18 protein-coding genes and 1 pseudogene are annotated in these 17,858 nt (G+C 64.6%); 13 read left to right on the top strand and 6 right to left on the bottom strand.

What is annotated here, in order from left to right; all coding sequences use genetic code 11:
- The first annotated feature begins 26 nt into the window (after positions 1 to 26).
- On the top strand, positions 27 to 2,486 hold the full coding sequence (locus FW760_RS09925) for a ligase-associated DNA damage response DEXH box helicase (protein ID WP_446443763.1): 2,460 nt from the start codon (positions 27 to 29) through the stop codon (positions 2,484 to 2,486).
- Entirely contained in the window at positions 2,487 to 3,146 is a 660-nt protein-coding gene (gene pdeM / locus FW760_RS09920; protein ID WP_102063802.1) for a ligase-associated DNA damage response endonuclease PdeM, read from the top strand.
- A 2-nt stretch (positions 3,147 to 3,148) separates the two neighbouring features.
- Here pdeM and FW760_RS09915 read toward each other — a convergent pair whose 3' ends face one another.
- Both FW760_RS09915 and dcd read right to left on the bottom strand, forming a co-directional pair.
- The gene (locus tag FW760_RS09915) at positions 3,149 to 3,376 is read right to left on the bottom strand and encodes a hypothetical protein (RefSeq protein ID WP_043861959.1); all 228 of its coding nucleotides are present in this window, start codon (positions 3,374 to 3,376) and stop codon (positions 3,149 to 3,151) included.
- 100 nt (positions 3,377 to 3,476) lie between these two features.
- Entirely contained in the window at positions 3,477 to 4,043 is a 567-nt protein-coding gene (gene dcd, locus FW760_RS09910) for a dCTP deaminase (protein ID WP_028943496.1), read from the bottom strand.
- A 350-nt stretch (positions 4,044 to 4,393) separates the two neighbouring features.
- Here dcd and FW760_RS09905 point away from each other — a divergent pair, with 350 nt between their 5' ends.
- A complete protein-coding gene (locus FW760_RS09905; protein ID WP_008365925.1) occupies positions 4,394 to 4,603 on the top strand; it encodes a cold-shock protein in 210 nt (69 codons plus the stop codon).
- A gap of 180 nt (positions 4,604 to 4,783) precedes the next feature.
- On the opposite strand, the gene apbC is transcribed toward FW760_RS09905, so the two are convergent.
- A complete protein-coding gene (gene apbC / locus FW760_RS09900; protein WP_446443762.1) occupies positions 4,784 to 5,878 on the bottom strand; it encodes an iron-sulfur cluster carrier protein ApbC in 1,095 nt (364 codons plus the stop codon).
- A gap of 151 nt (positions 5,879 to 6,029) precedes the next feature.
- Here apbC and metG point away from each other — a divergent pair, with 151 nt between their 5' ends.
- The 8 genes and pseudogenes from metG (at position 6,030) to FW760_RS09860 (ending at position 12,600) form a co-directional block, all read left to right on the top strand.
- Positions 6,030 to 8,069 (top strand): methionine--tRNA ligase, encoded by a 2,040-nt coding sequence (gene metG, locus FW760_RS09895; protein ID WP_078480568.1) that lies wholly within the window; start codon positions 6,030 to 6,032, stop codon positions 8,067 to 8,069.
- A 91-nt stretch (positions 8,070 to 8,160) separates the two neighbouring features.
- The gene (locus FW760_RS09890) at positions 8,161 to 8,736 is read left to right on the top strand and encodes an Rnf-Nqr domain containing protein (protein WP_043861962.1); all 576 of its coding nucleotides are present in this window, start codon (positions 8,161 to 8,163) and stop codon (positions 8,734 to 8,736) included.
- Positions 8,733 to 9,548: pseudogene (locus tag FW760_RS09885) on the top strand (RnfABCDGE type electron transport complex subunit B); the annotation flags it as partial. The gene FW760_RS09890 and the pseudogene FW760_RS09885, both read left to right, overlap by 4 nt.
- 16 nt (positions 9,549 to 9,564) lie before the next feature.
- Complete coding sequence (locus tag FW760_RS09880) at positions 9,565 to 10,548, top strand: RnfABCDGE type electron transport complex subunit D (protein ID WP_446443761.1); 984 nt, start codon at positions 9,565 to 9,567, stop codon at positions 10,546 to 10,548.
- Positions 10,545 to 11,159, top strand: a complete 615-nt coding sequence (locus FW760_RS09875) for an RnfABCDGE type electron transport complex subunit G (protein ID WP_116052168.1) — start codon at positions 10,545 to 10,547, stop codon at positions 11,157 to 11,159. Before FW760_RS09880 ends, FW760_RS09875 begins: the two co-directional genes overlap by 4 nt.
- Entirely contained in the window at positions 11,152 to 11,673 is a 522-nt protein-coding gene (locus FW760_RS09870) for an Rnf-Nqr domain containing protein (RefSeq protein WP_236176556.1), read from the top strand. The genes FW760_RS09875 and FW760_RS09870 overlap by 8 nt, the downstream gene beginning before the upstream one ends.
- 4 nt (positions 11,674 to 11,677) lie before the next feature.
- Positions 11,678 to 12,316 carry an endonuclease III gene (nth, locus tag FW760_RS09865; protein WP_043861967.1) on the top strand — a complete coding sequence of 213 codons (639 nt, stop codon included), beginning with the start codon at positions 11,678 to 11,680 and terminating at the stop codon, positions 12,314 to 12,316.
- 104 nt (positions 12,317 to 12,420) lie between these two features.
- Complete coding sequence (locus FW760_RS09860) at positions 12,421 to 12,600, top strand: PA3496 family putative envelope integrity protein (protein ID WP_043861968.1); 180 nt, start codon at positions 12,421 to 12,423, stop codon at positions 12,598 to 12,600.
- A gap of 75 nt (positions 12,601 to 12,675) precedes the next feature.
- On the opposite strand, the gene FW760_RS09855 is transcribed toward FW760_RS09860, so the two are convergent.
- Positions 12,676 to 13,302, bottom strand: coding sequence for a response regulator transcription factor (locus tag FW760_RS09855; RefSeq protein ID WP_043861969.1), 627 nt, complete (start codon positions 13,300 to 13,302; stop codon positions 12,676 to 12,678).
- Between the two features lie 467 nt (positions 13,303 to 13,769).
- Between FW760_RS09855 and FW760_RS09850 the strand changes: the two genes are divergently transcribed.
- Positions 13,770 to 14,297, top strand: a complete 528-nt coding sequence (locus FW760_RS09850) for a hypothetical protein (protein ID WP_275728370.1) — start codon at positions 13,770 to 13,772, stop codon at positions 14,295 to 14,297.
- A gap of 51 nt (positions 14,298 to 14,348) precedes the next feature.
- Here the strand turns inward: FW760_RS09850 and FW760_RS09845 are convergent, their stop codons facing one another.
- Together FW760_RS09845 and FW760_RS09840 are read right to left on the bottom strand one after the other, a co-directional pair.
- On the bottom strand, positions 14,349 to 15,566 hold the full coding sequence (locus tag FW760_RS09845) for an argininosuccinate synthase (protein WP_043861971.1): 1,218 nt from the start codon (positions 15,564 to 15,566) through the stop codon (positions 14,349 to 14,351).
- A 134-nt stretch (positions 15,567 to 15,700) separates the two neighbouring features.
- On the bottom strand, positions 15,701 to 16,669 hold the full coding sequence (locus FW760_RS09840) for a flagellar protein MotY (protein WP_043861972.1): 969 nt from the start codon (positions 16,667 to 16,669) through the stop codon (positions 15,701 to 15,703).
- A 131-nt stretch (positions 16,670 to 16,800) separates the two neighbouring features.
- On the opposite strand from FW760_RS09840, the gene pyrC reads away from it, so the two are divergent.
- On the top strand, positions 16,801 to 17,847 hold the full coding sequence (gene pyrC / locus FW760_RS09835; protein ID WP_043861973.1) for a dihydroorotase: 1,047 nt from the start codon (positions 16,801 to 16,803) through the stop codon (positions 17,845 to 17,847).
- Positions 17,848 to 17,858: the final 11 nt, after the last annotated feature.

Below are 17,858 nucleotides of genomic sequence, written 5' to 3'. Positions count from 1 at the left end.
ACCCACTGCCCACAAGCGGCCCCGGCATGCGTAAACCGTCCGACCTTGCTGGCCCCTGGTTTGCCACCCGTGGCTGGAAGCCCTTCGCCTTTCAGAAGCGCGTGTGGGCCGCCGTCGCCCGCGGCGAATCCGGGTTGCTGCATGCCAGCACCGGCGCCGGCAAAACCTACGCCCTGTGGCTGGCCGCGCTGCAACACCTCCATGCCCAGGACACGCCACGCGCCAAGCACCCGGCACCGCTGCAAGTGCTGTGGATCACCCCCATGCGCGCCCTGGCCGCCGATACCGCGCGGGCCTTGCAGGCGCCACTGGACGCGTTGCAGATTCACTGGAGCCTGGGCGTGCGCAGCGGCGACACCTCCAGCGCCGAGCGTGCCCGCCAGAGCCGGCGCCTGCCCAGCGCCCTGATCACCACCCCCGAAAGCCTGACCCTGCTGCTGACCCGCGATGCGGCGCAGAGCGAGTTCGCCAGCCTGCGCCTGGTGGTGGTGGACGAATGGCACGAGCTGCTCGGCAACAAGCGCGGTGTACAACTGCAGTTGGCCCTGGCGCGCCTGCGCCGCTGGCACCCGGGCCTGATCGTATGGGGCATCTCGGCCACCCTGGGCAACCTGGAGCATGCCCGCGACGTGCTGCTGCCCGAGGGCGGTTGCCTGGTGCAAGGCCGCCAGGACAAGCGCATCGAGGTCGATACCCTGCTGCCAGAAGCCATCGAGCGCTTCCCCTGGGCCGGGCACATGGGGCTCAAGATGCTCGCGCAGGTGCGCGATGAGGTGGCGCGCAGCAGCAGTTGCCTGGTGTTCACCAACACCCGCGCCCAGGCCGAGCTGTGGTATCAGGCGCTGCTGGAGGCGCGCCCCGACTGGGCCGGCATCATTGCCCTGCATCACGCCTCGCTGGCCCGCGAAACCCGCAACTGGGTCGAGCAGAGCCTGAAACAGGGCCAGCTCAAGGCAGTGGTATGTACCTCAAGCCTCGACCTGGGGGTGGATTTTCTGCCCGTCGAACGGGTGTTGCAGATCGGCTCGGCCAAGGGCGTGGCGCGTCTGATGCAGCGCGCCGGGCGCTCGGGGCACGCGCCGGGCCGCCCTTCGCGGGTGACCCTGGTGCCAACCCACAGCCTGGAGCTGGTGGAGGCCGCCGCCGCCCGCGAGGCCGTGGCAGCACGTCAGATAGAGGCAAGGCGCTCTCCGGCGCTGTGCATGGATGTGCTGGTGCAGCACCTGGTGAGCATGGCCCTGGGGGCCGGGTTTCGCCCCGCGCAACTGCTCGAGGAAGTGCGCAGCACCTGGGCCTATCGGCACCTGCGCGACGAACAGTGGCAATGGGCGCTGGAATTCGTGCGCAACGGCGGTGCCTCGCTGGGCGCCTACCCTGACTATCACCGGGTCATCGAAGCGCCGGACGGGGTATGGCGGGTGGCCAACGCGCGCCTGGCGCGTCGCCACCGCATGGGCATCGGCACCATCGTCAGCGATGCGAGCATCCAGCTGAAGTTCTGGAGCAAGGGAGGCGGCGGGCGCAACCTGGGCAGTGTCGAGGAGGCCTTCGTTGCCCGCCTGCGCCCGGGCGATGCCTTCCTGTTCGCCGGGCGCACGCTGGAGCTGGTGCGCATCGACAACATGACCGCCTATGTGCGTCGCAGCACCGCACGCAAACCTGCCGTACCACGCTGGAACGGCGGGCGCATGCCGCTTTCCAGCGAGCTGGCCAGGGCCGTGGTCGAGCAGCTCGACAGCGCCGCGCACGGTCGCTACCACGGGCCGGCCATGCAGGCGGTCAAGCCATTGCTGGAGCTGCAGCGGCGCTGGTCGGTGATCCCCACCCACGACATGCTGCTGGCCGAGACCTGGACCTCGCGTCAGGGCTGCCATCTGTTTCTCTATCCATTTGCCGGGCGCACCACCCACCTTGGGCTGGCCAGCCTGCTGGCGTGGCGCTACAGCCGCAGCCAGCCGGCGAGTTTCTCGATTGCGGTGAACGACTATGGCCTGGAACTGCTGTGCCCTGGCGAAGTGCCGTGGGCGGCCATGCTGCCGGACCTGCTGAGCCCCGATGAACTGCTCGAGGACGTGCTGGCCAGCCTGAATGCCGGCGAAATGGTCATGCGCCGTTTTCGCGAAATCGCGCAGATCTCCGGGCTGGTGTTCGGCGGCTATCCCGGCTCGCACAAGAGCACCCGGCAGATCCAGGCGTCCAGCGGCCTGTTCTTCGAGGTGTTCCGCCAGCACGACGCGGGCAACCTGCTGCTGGGCCAGGCCCGTGACGAGGTGCTGAACGCAGAGCTTGAGATCGACCGGCTGGCGCAGGTACTGAGCCGGCTGGGCGGTTTGCGCCTGCATCTGCAGCCGCTTGCGCGCCCGGGCCCGCTGGCCTTTCCGCTGCTGGTGGAAGGCATGCGCGAAACCCTGAGCACGGAAAAGCTCGCCGACCGCATCGCCCGCATGGTCGCCGACCTGGAAAAGGCCGCGAGCCGGGAGCGCTGAATGAGTCACTGCCTGAACATCGACGTACACGGCGAGCAGCTCTGGCTGCTGGGGGACAAGGCGCTGTACTGGCCGGCGCGCAGGGTGATGCTGGTGGCCGATGTGCATATCGGCAAGGCGGCGGCATTTCGCGCCCAGCACCTGCCCGTGCCCCGCGGCACCACGCAATCGACCCTGCAACGCCTGGACCGGCTGCTGACCAGCTACCCGTGCGAAGAGCTGATCGTGCTGGGCGACTTTCTGCACGCACGCACCGGCCGCGCCGCGGCCACGCTGGAACGCGTGCGGCAATGGCGGGAGGAGCACGCCCGGCTGAAGATCACGCTGATACGCGGCAACCACGACCTGCATGCCGGCGACCCGCCCGAAGGGCTGCGCATCGACGTGCTGGACGGCCCGCTGCTGCTGGGGCCGTTCGCCTTGCAGCACGAGCCCGAGCCCCATGCCACGCACCTGGTGCTGGCCGGCCACGTACACCCGGTGTATGTGCTGCGGGGGCGCGCGCGGCAACGCCTGCGCCTGCCCTGCTTCGTGATCGGCGAACGGCTCGGCCTGCTGCCGGCCTTCGGGGACTTCACCGGCGGCTGGGCAGTGCAGCCTCAGCCGGGTGAGCGCGTGTACCTGACGGCAGACGCGCAGGTATGGCCGGTCAAGCCCTAGGCTCAGGCAACCGGTGCCGGTGGCGGTTCATCAGGGAGTGTGGGTTCACCCGGTTCCATCGGCGGGTTATCGCCTGGCTGCGCCGGCGACGGGGTGTCCGGGCCAGGCTGGCCGGGGACGCCACCGGCCTGCATCAGTGGCGGCTGCGCAAGCAATGACCAGGCCACCAGCCCGATCTGATTGGGCTGCAGCACGGCAAGTTTGGCGCTGATTGAAGGGTCGAGTTTCATAGGCGGCTCCTGAGCGAAGTCCGACACGCCTCCTGGCGTGCCGGGACGGTTCATCTGCTTGGAGTGCCTTGCCGGCGAGTAATTCCCTCGCTTCGTCGGCTCAGGTGCGCGGCAGGGTCACACCGCGCTGGCCCTGGTACTTGCCGCCGCGGTCCTTATAGGACACTTCGCACTCTTCGTCGGACTCCAGGAACAGCATCTGCGCCACGCCTTCGTTGGCGTAGATCTTGGCCGGCAGGGTGGTGGTGTTGGAGAACTCCAGGGTCACGTGGCCTTCCCACTCCGGCTCGAGCGGGGTGACGTTGACGATGATGCCGCAACGGGCATAGGTGCTCTTGCCCAGGCAGATGGTCAGCACGTTGCGCGGGATGCGGAAGTACTCGACGGTGCGCGCCAGGGCGAAGGAGTTGGGCGGGATGATGCACACGTCGCTCTTGACGTCGACGAAGCTGCCGGCGTCGAAGTTTTTCGGATCGACGGTGGCCGAATTGATGTTGGTGAACACCTTGAACTCGTCGGCGCAGCGCACGTCGTAGCCGTAGCTGGAGACGCCGAAAGAGATCAGCCGGTTGTCGCTTTCGCCGCGTACCTGACGCTCGACGAAGGGCTCGATCATGCCGTGTTCCTGCGCCATGCGGCGAATCCACTTGTCCGATTTGATGCTCATGGCGGGTGTCCTGAAATAGCGTGGTGAAGAAATTCTGTGGGGCATCTTACCGGGCCCGGCGCCGGGTTCAAAGTTCCGTGCGGTGTTGGCGGCAAGATCCGCGTCATACGGGGCCTGCGCGGGGTATCGCGGCGCCGTCAGTCTTGAATTGCACGAAAGCTGAACAAGACCATTGGCACGTTCTGGAAAAAGGGTTATGGTGACGCCACTGTGCTGCACGTGTCACTGAGAATCTCTACCTGATGCAAGATCTCGATCAACCCATCTTCATGAATTTTCTGCCTCTTTGCACTCAGTCTCGGCCAGGGCGTTTCCTGAGCCGTAATTAACTTTGTCCAAGGAGACAGACCATGTCCAATCGCCAAACCGGTACCGTTAAGTGGTTCAACGATGAAAAAGGCTTCGGCTTCATCACCCCACAATCCGGTGACGACCTGTTCGTACACTTCAAAGCCATTCAAGCTGACGGCTTCAAAAGCCTGAAAGAAGGCCAGCAGGTCTCTTTCGTCGCTACCCGCGGCCAGAAAGGCATGCAAGCTGAAGAAGTACAAGTTATCTAACTTGCGCTTCACTGCTTGAAAAAAGCCCTGCCCTCACCGGCGGGGCTTTTTTTTGCCTTGCCGGTGGGGCTGCCCGTAGGAGCCGGCGTTGCCGGCGAAGGCAACACCGCAGTACCTGCCTGGTGATGCAGTGGGCCCTTCGCCGGCAACGCCGGCTCCTACACAGGCGAGGGTATCGACTCAGTCTTCGCTGATGGTGATATTGGGCATCGCCGGCGCCGCCGCTTCCTGCAGCACGATGCGCGCCCCCACCTGCCGTGCCAGTTCCTGGTACACCATGGCAATCTGGCTTTCAGGCTCGGCAATCGCAGTCGGCTTGCCGCTGTCGGCCTGCTCGCGAATCAGCATCGACAGGGGCAGCGAAGCCAGCAGCTCAACACCGTACTGCGCCGCCAGCTTCTCGCCACCACCTTCACCGAACAGGTGCTCGGCATGCCCGCAGCTCGAGCAGATATGCACGGCCATGTTCTCGACCACGCCCAGCACCGGGATATTCACCTTGCGGAACATCTCCACACCCTTTTTCGCGTCCAGCAGCGCAAGGTCCTGCGGCGTGGTCACGATCACCGAACCGGCCACCGGCACCTTCTGCGCCAGGGTCAGCTGGATGTCGCCGGTACCCGGCGGCATGTCGATCACCAGGTAGTCGAGGTTGTCCCAGGCGGTCTGGGTCACCAGTTGCAGCAACGCACCGGAGACCATCGGGCCACGCCATACCATCGGCGTGTTGTCGTCAGTGAGAAACGCCATCGACATGACTTCCACGCCATGCGCACGCAACGGCACGAACCACTTCTGGTCGCGGATCTGCGGCCGGGTCCCTTCGGCGATACCGAACATCACGCCCTGGCTGGGGCCATAGATGTCGGCATCCAGGATACCCACCCGCGCCCCTTCACGGGCCAGGGCCAGGGCCAGGTTGGCGGCGGTGGTGGACTTGCCCACACCGCCCTTGCCCGAGGCCACGGCCACGATGTTCTTGACGTTGGCCAGGCCCGGAATCTGCGCCTGGGCCTTGTGCGCGGCGATCACACAGGTGATCTCGACCTGTGCCGAGGCCACGCCCTCGATCCCCTCGACGGCGGTCTGCAGCACCTGGGCCCAGCCGTTCTTGAACAGGCCGGCGGCATAGCCCAGCTCCAGGGCCACGCTGACCCGGTCGCCCTGGATATCGATGCTGCGCACACACCCGGCGCTGACCGGGTCCTGGTTCAGGTAAGGGTCGGTGTATTGGCGAAGGACGGTTTCAACCGCTGCGCGAGTGACGGCGCTCATGGAGACTCCCGATAAAAGACTGAATGAAACAGGTCGCTATGCTAACCCGTGAAACAACGGCAGATACGTCCATGGGGTGAAATATATTTCCCATCGTTTTATAGTGGCCGATCACCGTTCATACCCTGTAGCCGAAAGTAGCCGAGCCCCCATGTCCGAGCCACGCCAGATTCTCGTCACCAGCGCCCTGCCCTATGCCAACGGGTCGATCCACCTTGGCCACATGCTCGAGTACGTTCAGACAGACATGTGGGTGCGCTTCCAGAAGTACCGCGGCAACCAGTGCACCTACGTGTGCGCCGACGACGCGCACGGTTCGGCGATCATGCTGCGCGCCGAGAAAGAAGGCATTACCCCCGAGCAACTGATCGCGAACGTGCAGGCCGAGCACTGCGGCGACTTTGCCGACTTTCTGGTGGAGTTCGACAACTACCATTCGACCCACGCCGACGAAAACCGCGAGCTGTCGAGCCAGATCTACCTGAAACTGCGTGACGCCGGGCATATCGCCACGCGCTCGGTCACCCAGTATTTCGACCCCGACAAGCAGATGTTCCTGGCCGACCGCTTCATCAAGGGCACCTGCCCCAAATGCGCGGCCGACGACCAGTATGGCGACAACTGCGAAAAATGCGGCGCCACCTACGCGCCGACCGAACTGAAGAACCCCAAGTCGGCGATCTCCGGCGCCACCCCGGTGCTCAGGGACTCCCAGCACTTCTTCTTCAAGCTGCCCGACTTCCAGGCCATGCTGCAGCAGTGGACCCGCAGCGGCACACTGCAGGACGCCGTGGCCAACAAGTTGGCCGAATGGCTGGATTCCGGCCTGCAGGAATGGGACATCTCCCGTGATGCGCCGTACTTCGGCTTCGAGATCCCGGGCGAGCCGGGCAAGTACTTCTATGTGTGGCTGGACGCGCCGATCGGCTACATGGCCAGCTTCAAGAACCTGTGCGACCGCACGCCGGAACTGGACTTCGACGCCTACTGGAAAAAAGACTCCAGCGCCGAGCTGTACCACTTCATCGGCAAGGACATCGTCAACTTCCACGCGCTGTTCTGGCCGGCCATGCTCGAAGGCGCCGGCTACCGCAAGCCGACCGCAATCAACGTGCACGGCTACCTGACGGTCAACGGCCAGAAGATGTCCAAGTCCCGTGGCACCTTCATCAAGGCGCGCACCTACCTCGACCACCTGTCGCCGGAATACCTGCGCTACTACTACGCGGCCAAGCTGGGCCGTGGCGTGGATGACCTGGACCTGAACCTGGAAGACTTCGTGCAGAAGGTCAACTCGGACCTGATCGGCAAGGTGGTCAACATCGCCAGCCGCTGCGCAGGGTTCATCCACAAGGGTAACGGCGGCGTGATGGTGGCCGGCGACGCCGCACCGGAGCTGACCGAGGCCTTCCTGGCTGCGGCACCGGGTATCGCCGACGCCTACGAAGGCCGCGACTTCGCCCGTGCGATGCGCGAAATCATGGGCCTGGCCGACCGCGCCAACGCCTGGATCGCCGACAAGGCCCCGTGGTCGCTGGCCAAGCAGGAAGGCAAGCAGGACGAAGTGCAGGCCGTGTGCGCCCAGGGCATCAACCTGTTCCGCCAGCTGGTGATCTTCCTCAAGCCGGTGCTGCCGCAACTGGCCAGCGATGCCGAGGCGTTCCTGAACGTCGCGCCGCTGACCTGGAACGACCACCAGAGCCGTCTCGAGAACCACCAGCTGAACCCGTTCAAGGCATTGATGACCCGCATCGACCCGGTCAAGGTGCAAGCCATGGTCGACGCTTCCAAGCAGGACCTGGCCGCCAGCCAGACCAGCGTGGTCACCGGCAACGGCGAACTGACCAAGGACCCATTGGCGGCTGAGATCGACTTCGACACCTTTGCCGCCGTCGACCTGCGGGTAGCGCTGATTCTCAAGGCCGAAGCCGTGGAAGGGGCCGACAAGCTGCTGCGACTGACCCTGGACATCGGTGACGAGCAGCGCAACGTGTTCTCCGGCATCAAGTCCGCCTACCCGGACCCGAGCAAGCTGGAAGGTCGTCTGACCATGATGATCGCCAACCTCAAGCCACGCAAAATGCGCTTTGGCGTGAGCGAGGGGATGGTCATGGCCGCAGGCCCTGGCGGCGAGGAGATCTACCTGCTCAGCCCTGACAGCGGCGCCAAGCCGGGTCAGCGCATCAAGTAAGTGCCACGCCCCGACCCTGACCGGCCGGGGCGTTCTCATTGCACCGTGATTGCCGGATAATGGCGCACAGCCTCTTGCCTGTGGCGCGCCCATGACCGAACTGCTCCTTACCCTTATCAGCGCTGCGCTGGTCAACAACCTCGTGTTGCACCAGGCCCTCGCGCTCGACCCGCTGCTGCAGCCCGTCGAGCCGGCGTCACGTCGCCGGGTGCACGCACTGGGGTTGGCGACGCTGGTGCTGATGGTGCTGGCGGTCGTACCGGGGCAGTTGCTTTACCGCTACGGGTTGCGCCCGCTGCAACTGGAGTACCTGCGCCTGTTCGTGTTCCTGCCGCTGTGCGTTCTGCTGGCAGCGCCGGTGCTGAACCGGTTGCAACGCCAACTGCCACACTGGCCGTTCACCGGCCTCAAACCCTTGCTGCTGGGCAATGCCGCCGTCCTGGGCCTTGCCCTGCAAGCCAGCGATGCCACGCTCGACCCGTTCGCCACCCTGGCCCTGAGCCTGGGCGGCGGCCTGGGCTTCTGGCTGGCGCTGTGCCTGTTCGACGACCTGCGCCAACGCAGCGACGCGGCCCCCGTGGCCTTGCGCGGCCTGCCCATCGAGCTGATCGGCGCAGGGATCATGGCCCTGGCCTTTCTCGGTTTCAACGGACTGTTCACCTCATGAGCCTGATTCAACGCATCGACGCCCTGCTGCCCCAGACCCAATGCGGCAAGTGCGGTCATGCCGGCTGCCAGCCTTACGCCCAGGGGCTGGCGGCGGGCGAGGCGATCAACAAGTGCCCACCCGGCGGCAGCGAGACCATTGCCGCACTGGCCGCACTGCTGCAGGTGCCGGTGATTGCCCTGGATACCGACCGCGGCAGTGCGCCCGCCCAGGTCGCCTTCATTCGCGAGGCCGAATGTATCGGTTGCACCAAATGCATCCAGGCCTGCCCGGTGGACGCCATCGTCGGCGCCGCCAAGCTGATGCACACGGTCATCAGCGCCGAATGCACCGGCTGCGACCTGTGCGTGGCGCCTTGCCCGGTCGACTGCATCGACCTGCTGCCACTGCCTGCCGACAGCCCCATCGTGCCGATCGTCGGCGGCCTGGCGCACACCCGGCCACAGCAGCTCGCCCGCGCCGCCCGGCGCAGCCATGCACGCCATCGCTTCGAGCAGCGTGCCCAGCGCCTGCAACGCGAAGAGGCGCGCAAGCAGGCCGAACGCATCGCGCGCAGCCAGCGGCCCGCCCAGAACGCGGCGGCTGCGGTGCCGGCCGACGACCCGATCAAGGCCGCGATTGCGCGGGTGCAGGCGCAAAAGGCTGCAGCCGCCGATGCGGCGCTGAAAAAGGCCAAGATTGCCGCGGCCATGAGTCGCGCCCAGCTGACCAAGGCGCGCACAGCCTTTGGCGACTCGCCAAGCCCGGCGCAGCAAGCGCAACTGGCTGACCTGCAGCAAGCGCAACAACAGGCCCAGGCTCACCTGGAATCACTGCTGGCGGTAAGCGATGCTGCCCGCGCCTGACCCGGGCGAACGCCTGCGCGCCAGCCTGCACCTGGTGCTGCTGGCGTGCCTGCCCGGCTTGCTGGCACTGACCTGGCTGCACGGTTGGGGCACCCTGCTCAACCTGCTGCTGACCACCACCGCGGCGCTGGCGACCGAAGCGGTGTTGCTGCGCGCCCAGCGCCGCCCGGTGCGTGCTGCACTGGGCGACGGCAGTGCCCTGGTCAGCGCCACGCTGCTGGCCATCGCCCTGCCCGCCTACCTCGCCTGGTGGGTGCCGGTGATTGCCAGCGCAAGCGCCCTGGCCCTGGGCAAGCATGTGTACGGCGGGCTTGGCAAGAATCCGTTCAACCCGGCCATGCTCGGCTATGCCGTGGCCCTGGTCAGCTTTCCGGCCCAGATGACCCAGTGGCCCGGGCCGCAACCGCTGGACCTGGGCACCAGCCTCGAAGCGGTGTTCGGCTTGGCCGTCCGACCCGACGCCTGGGCCCAGGCGACGGTACTGGATGTGGTGCGCCACAACCAGAGCCTGACCATCGACGAACTGTTCGGCCAGCACCCGGCCTTCGGCCGATTCGCCGGCGCGGGCAGCGAGTGGGTCGCCCTGGCCTTCCTGGCCGGTGGCCTGTTGTTGCTGCAGCGCAAGGTGTTCAGCTGGCATGCCCCGGTGGCCATGCTGGGCAGCCTGTTCATCATGAGCCTGCTGGGCTGGAACGGCTCGGGCTCCGACTCCAATGGCTCGCCGCTGTTTCACCTGCTGGCCGGCTCCAGCCTGTTCGTCGCGTTCTTCATCGTCACCGAACCGGTCAGCGGCCCCAGGGCGGCCAGCGCACGCCTGCTGTTCGGCGCCGGGGTGGGCGTGCTGGTCTATCTGATCCGTACCTGGGGCAGCTACCCCGACGGCAGCGCGTTCGCCGTGCTGCTGATGAACCTGTGCGTGCCGGCGCTCGAACGCTGGGCCGTGCGGCTCCAAGGGCAGCCGGCATGACCCCCCGGGCGCGTGCAGTGCTGCTGGTGGCGGCCGTGGCGTGCCTGGCCATCGGCTGCGCCATTGGCTGGGCGCAGTTGAACGCCGCGCGTATCAGCCAGGCTGAACTGCAGCTCAAGGCCAGGAGCCTGCTGAGCGTGCTGCCGGCAGAGCGCTACGACAACCAGCCGCTGCAACGCCCCCTCGCACTGCCAGCACCGACCCTGGCCCATAGCACCCTGCTGGCCGGCTACCGCGCGACCCTGCTCGGCCAGCCCAGCGCCGTGGTGCTGCACAGCCGGGTTCAGGGCTATGCGGGGCCATTGGACCTGCTGATCGCCATCGACAGCCACGGCCGCCTGCTGGCCACCCGGGTGCTGCAGCACCAGGAAACGCCAGGGCTTGGCGGCAAGTTGAGTGAACCGGGCAACACCTGGCTACGCGGGTTCGAGGGCCGCACGCTGGCGGACACCCCCGATCCGGCCTGGGCCCTCAAGCGCGATGCCGGCCAGTTCGACCAGCTGGCCGGCGCCAGCGTGACCTCCCGCGCAGTGATCCAGGCGGTGCACGATGCCCTGCGCTACTTCGACGAACACTCCCTCTATCTGCTGGGTACCGGTGAACATGAATAGCCGCAGCCTGCTCATCCTCAGCCTGGCCCCGATGCTGGGCGCCAGCCAGACCCTGGCCCAGGCCGCAGCGGTGGCGTTGTTCAGCCTGTTGAGCCTGTGCCTGCACCGGTTGTGCATGACGCCCTTGCGCCCGCTGCTGCAAGGGCTGCAGACCACGCTGGTCAGCGTGCTGCTGGCGGCGATGCTGGTGACCTGCCTGGAGCTGAGCCTGCGCGCCTGGGCCCTGGAGGTTCACGCGCAACTGGGCATCTACCCGGCGCTGATCGCACTGCAATGCGTGCTGCTGGAACAGTGCTTCGAGCGCCATCGCGGCGTCGCGCAAGGCCTGCTGGTGGTCATCGGCTTGTGTACAGTGCACCTGCTGCTGGGCCTGTGCCGCGAACTGCTGGGCTCTGCCGGGCTGCGCCTGGCCCAACTGACCCCGGGCGCACTGATCCTGCTGGGCCTGCTACTGGCCATTTTCAACCGGGTGCGGCGCAAGCCGGCCCCCTCTAGCCGTCAAGGAAGCCTCTGAGCCCATGAATGCTGCCAAACGCCTGGAAATCTTTCGCAGGCTGCACGAAGACAACCCGGACCCGAAGACCGAGCTGGCCTACACCACCCCCTTCGAACTGCTGATCGCGGTCATCCTCTCGGCGCAATCCACCGACGTGGGGGTCAACAAGGCCACTGCACGCCTGTACCCGGTGGCCAACACGCCCCAGGCCATCTACGACCTGGGCGTTGAAGGGTTGTCCAGCTACATCAAGACCATCGGCCTGTACAACAGCAAGGCCAAGAACGTCATCGAAACCTGTCGCCTGCTGATCGAGCGCCACGGCGGCGAAGTGCCGCAAACCCGCGAAGCCCTCGAAGCGTTGCCCGGGGTGGGCAGAAAGACGGCCAACGTGGTGCTCAACACCGCATTTCGCCAGCCGACCATGGCGGTGGACACGCATATCTTCCGGGTCAGCAACCGCACCCGTATCGCCCCCGGCAAGACGGTGCTGGAGGTGGAAAAGGCATTGATGAAGTTTGTGCCCAAGGACTATCTGCTGGATGCGCACCATTGGCTGATACTGCATGGGCGCTATGTATGCCAGGCGCGCAAGCCACGCTGTGGAAGCTGCCGTATCGAGGACCTTTGCGAGTACCCGCAAAAAACCTCCGACGATTGAACAAATAGTTGAATCGGTTGCGCACGATTGAAAAAATCTTTTTTACCGGCTCTGAAAATATCGCTATAAGGTGCGCCAATAGCCCTCTTGGCATGGAGTGACTTATGAGCACCGATAACGAAGAGCTGGATATCGACGTCGAGCCGGACACGGCAGACGAACAGGAAACGGAAAGCCCGCCCGAAACGGCGAAGACCAACCTCAGCAAGCGTCGCACCATCGACAACATGCTGGAAGAACGCCGCCTGCAAAAGCAGTTGGCCGATTACGACTTCGATCTTTGACGGCCCACTTCAGGTCGCGGGCGGGCCGTCTCTAGCGCATGCAGGGGCCAGGCAGTCGCCCTGGCAAGGTCTGGTTCACACCAGGCCGTTACGCTGGGCCAGTTCGATAAGGTCCACCAGGGAGCGCGCATTGAGCTTGAGCAACAGGCGCGTCTTGTAGGTACTCACCGTCTTGTTGCTCAGAAACATGCCGTCGGCAATCTCCTTGTTGGTCTTGCCGCGTGCCAGTTGCTGCAGCACCATCATCTCCCGCCCCGACAGACGTTCGACCATATCCGCTTCGCTGGAACCGCCAAGGTTCGAACGCACCGAGTGCAGGGCCTGGTTGGGGAAGTAGCTGTAACCGGAGAGGACCGCCTTGATGGCGCTGAGCAGCTCGGTAAGGTCCTGCTGCTTGCAGACATAACCCGCGGCGCCCGCCTGCATGCACCGCATCGAAAAATGCCCAGGTGCCTGTGAGGTCAGCACCAGTACCTTTATGTTCACGTCATTGGAGGTCAACCTTGCGATGACCTCCAGCCCATCGAGCTTGGGCATGCCGATATCCAGTATCACGATATCGGGCAGGTGTTTCTTGACCAGCTGCAGCGCGTCCACTCCGTTGTCGGTCTCTGCGACAACTTCATAGCCATGCCGCTCCATCAGCATGCGTACAGCCAGGCGAATGACCGGATGATCATCCACGATCAGCACTTTATTCATGGGCAAAATCCAATTTTCGCTGTTCGATTTTTTGAGCCCGCACAATAGCCTAGTCAACCGGCATAGTGCATTGCAGCTTCCTTGACAGTTGCACGACAAGACCAGACCTACCTAAATAGAAGATTATTCCTACAAAACTTCCTGATAGCAGGCGTTAAGCAGAAACAATCATTGGGTCGTTCGAGGCGTGCATGCAGTGCGAACAAACACTAACACCGCACTCTCGCCACGTTCCATATGACAACGCTCGCCCGCACGCAGGAAATATCCGTGATATTTGACTAACCCGGGTATCAATCCTGTCACGGCGTTTTATCGCGTCGAAGTTGCACCGAAGTATTTCCTGAGGACGATCCATAACCCCCTGAACACCGAAGTACCCAGGCCGCATAGTGGTTCCAAAAACAATGCGAACCCTGACCCTTGCGCCCACGAAACAGCGCTCACGCCGAGCAGCAGGCACGTACATGAGCAACGTCGAACCGAAAAGCCCACTGACGATCATTGCTATTTTCGCGGGTATCATCGAAGCCTCTGCGTTGGCCTCACTGCCCTTTCTTGGCGAAGACAGCCAGGGTATCTACACGTGGTTTCTGGTGGGCTTTCCACCCTTTCTGACAATCCTGTTTTTCCTGACGCTCAACTTCAACAGCAAGACGCTGTATTGCCCGGAGTACAACGAGGACACGCCTGAAGTTCAGGATGAACCCAAAGACTGGTCAACTTCAGAACAACGTGAAAGTCACCTGCCGCCTGCCCGTTCTGCCTTTGCACAATTGACCACACAAGCCCCACCCCTGGGTTGCGACGCCATGGCACCCGCTATCTCGACCATCGTCATTTCCGGTGCACAAAGCAAATCGCTGATCGAATACCTTGTCACTCAGGCCATCACGCAACAGCCCAGGCTGGGCACGCTGGTCATCCACAACCTTGAAACCGGCACGCAGACCACACTGACCACCCATGCCCTGGGCGCCGAGCTACCGCAATGAAGGCATAAAAAAACCCGGCCTCAGGCCGGGTTCCTTTCGTTCAAGCGCCCCTCACACCAGTGAGCGGCCCTTGTTCGCGGCAATGCGCAGGCGCAGTGCGTTGAGCTTGATGAAGCCCGCCGCGTCGGCCTGGTTGTAGGCGCCGCCGTCTTCTTCGAAGGTGGCGATGTTGGCATCGAACAGCGAATCGTCAGACTTGCGACCGGTGACGATCACGTTGCCCTTGTACAGCTTCAGGCGAACCACACCGTTCACGTTCAACTGCGAAGCATCGATCATCTGTTGCAGCATCAGACGCTCAGGGCTCCACCAGTAGCCGGTGTAGATCAGGCTGGCGTACTTGGCCATCAGCTCATCCTTGAGGTGAGCCACTTCGCGGTCCAGGGTGATGGACTCGATCGCACGGTGCGCGCGCAGCATGATGGTGCCGCCCGGGGTTTCGTAGCAGCCACGGGACTTCATGCCCACATAGCGGTTCTCGACGATGTCCAGGCGACCGATGCCGTTCTCGCCGCCGATGCGGTTCAGGGTGGCCAGGACGGTGGCCGGAGTCATCTCGACGCCGTCCAGCGCCACGACGTCGCCGTTGCGGTAGGTCAGTTCCAGGTAGGTCGGAACGTCAGGGGCGTTTTCTGGCGACTTGGTCCAGCGCCACATGTCTTCTTCGTGCTCGGTCCAGGTATCCTCCAGCACGCCGCCCTCGTAGGAGATGTGCAGCAGGTTGGCGTCCATCGAGTACGGCGACTTCTTCTTGCCGTGACGCTCGATCGGGATACCGTGCTTTTCGGCGTAGTCCATCAGCTTCTCGCGCGAGAGCAGGTCCCACTCGCGCCATGGGGCGATGACCTTGACGCCTGGCTTGAGCGCGTAGGCACCCAGCTCGAAACGCACCTGGTCGTTGCCCTTGCCGGTGGCGCCATGGGAAATGGCGTCGGCGCCGGTTTCGTTGGCGATCTCGATCAGACGCTTGGCGATCAGCGGACGTGCGATGGAAGTACCCAGCAGGTACTCGCCTTCGTAGACGGTGTTGGCGCGGAACATCGGGAACACGAAATCGCGGACGAATTCTTCTCGCAGGTCATCGATGTAGATCTCTTTGACACCCATGGCCTGAGCCTTGGCGCGGGCCGGTTCGACCTCCTCGCCCTGCCCCAGATCGGCGGTGAACGTCACCACTTCACAGTTGTAGGTATCTTGCAGCCACTTGAGAATCACCGAAGTATCAAGGCCGCCGGAATACGCCAGTACGACCTTTTTTACGTCCGCCATGCCATCACTCCACGGGTTGTACGGAAAGCCGGTGATTCTACCGGCCTTACCGCAGAATTTACAGTGGGGCGACAGCTTGTGACGACAAAGCGACAGAAATTGTCGTCGGCGCGACCGGCGGTCGCACCGTCGAATCAGGCGGCGGGTTTGCCTGCCTGGGCGGCCGGCGTCTGCGTGGGTGCCGGCGCAGGCGGGGTCGCTGCCGGTTCGGCAGGCTTGTGCGGGGCAACCTCTGCGGGCTTCTCGACCGGGGTGACGCGGTCGAGCTGGATGTTCACCCGGCGGTTGCGTGCCCGATTGGCGGCATTGGTATTGGCCGCCAGCGGATAGCGCTCGCCATGAAAGCGCACGGTGATCTGCTCTTCGGGGATGCCATGGGCCTTGAGGTAGTCCTGCACCGCCAGAGCGCGGCGACGCGAGAGGTCACGGTTGGTCAGGCGGTTGCCGCTGTTGTCGGAGTGGCCATCGAGCTCGATGTGGTTGACCGTGGGGTCGGCCTTGAGGAAGTCGATGATCACGTCCAGGCGGGCACGTGCATCGGCATCCAGATCGATACCGCCGCCCGGAAAGCCCACGCGTGCCTGGCGCACCTGGTCATAGTTCATCGGCAGCAGCTTGGCCGCACAGGCCTGGTAGTCACCGTAGGCACGGTTGAACTTCACCGGCAGCACGCGCACTTCCATGCTGCGCCCGGCTTCGCCGGTGTAGTTGCGCACCACGGTGCTGCGCCCGTCCAGCAGGCCATTGATGAGCCGGCTGGCCTGGCCCTGGGAGCTGTTGAACAGCACGCCGCTGCGCGCCATGCGCACCGCGCCCAGGTTGATGTCGCCACGCCCGGGCTGCCACGGTGCGGCGGCGGCCAGCAGGGTCGCGGAGCCGGCGCCCAGCACATTGCTGGTGGAGCGCAGCTGGAAGGTGGCCTGCTCGCCCGCGCGGCGCACGAACTCGCCGCTGCCGAAATCGGCGATCGGCTGGATCAGCCGGCATTCGAACTGATCGCCCTCGACCTTCCACTCGACGTTCTCCACGCGAGTCTGGAAGGTGAGTGCCACGGCCGGCAGGCTGGCAAACATACTGAGCAGGGCTAGGTAACGCTGGCGCACGGGCGGCTCCACAAATTTCTTACGGCATACCTGCAAGCTATCGGACGCCCTGCGCAAAACTTGATAGCGAGTGCTCGGATCGGGCTTTTCCGGTAGCATTCACCGGGAGTTCGAACCGCCTGGAATCCCCAATGTCCGACCGCCTGACCCTCCTGCGTCCCGACGACTGGCACATCCATCTTCGCGATGGCGCTGTATTGCCCCATACCGTCGGCGACGTGGCGCGCACCTTTGCCCGCGCCATCATCATGCCCAACCTGGTACCGCCGGTACGCAACACTGCCGAAGCCGACGCCTATCGCCAGCGCATCCTGGCCGCCCGCCCTGCCGGCAGCCGCTTCGAACCGCTGATGGTGCTGTACCTCACCGACCGCACCCAGCCCGAGGACATTCGCGCGGCCAAGGCCAGCGGATTCGTGCATGCCGCCAAGATGTACCCGGCCGGCGCGACCACCAACTCGGACTCCGGCGTGACCAGCGTCGACAAGATTTTCCCGGTGCTCGAAGCCATGGCCGAGGTGGGCATGCCACTTCTGGTGCACGGCGAAGTGACCCGCCCCGAGATCGACGTGTTCGATCGCGAGAAGCTGTTCATCGACGAGCACCTGCGCCGTGTGGTCGAGCGCTTCCCCACGCTCAAAGTGGTGTTCGAGCACATCACCACTGCCGAAGCCGTGCAGTTCGTCAACGAGGCCCCGGCCAACGTCGGCGCGACCATCACCGCCCAGCACCTGCTGTACAACCGCAACCACATGCTGGTGGGCGGTATTCGCCCGCACTTCTACTGCCTGCCGATCCTCAAGCGCAACACCCACCAGGTGGCTCTGCTCGACGCAGCCACCAGCGGCAGCAGCAAGTTCTTCCTCGGCACCGATTCGGCGCCCCACGCCCAGCATGCCAAGGAAGCCGCCTGCGGCTGTGCCGGCTGCTACACCGCGTTCGCCGCCATCGAGCTGTACGCCGAGGCGTTCGAACAGCGCAACGCGCTGGACAAGCTGGAAGGTTTCGCCAGCCTGCATGGCCCGGCGTTCTACGGCCTGCCGGCGAACACCGACCACATTACCCTGGTCCGCGAAAGCTGGACCGCCCCAGGCAGCCTGCCATTCGGCGAGCAGACTGTCATCCCGCTGCGCGCCGGTGAGCAACTGCGCTGGCGCCTGCTGGAGGAGACTGTGTGAGCGACGATTAC

Source organism: Pseudomonas sp. 1176_21, assembly GCF_052850635.1.
The sequence above is the reverse complement of the archived record's forward strand: the minus strand, read 5'-3'. Positions and strand labels throughout refer to the sequence as shown.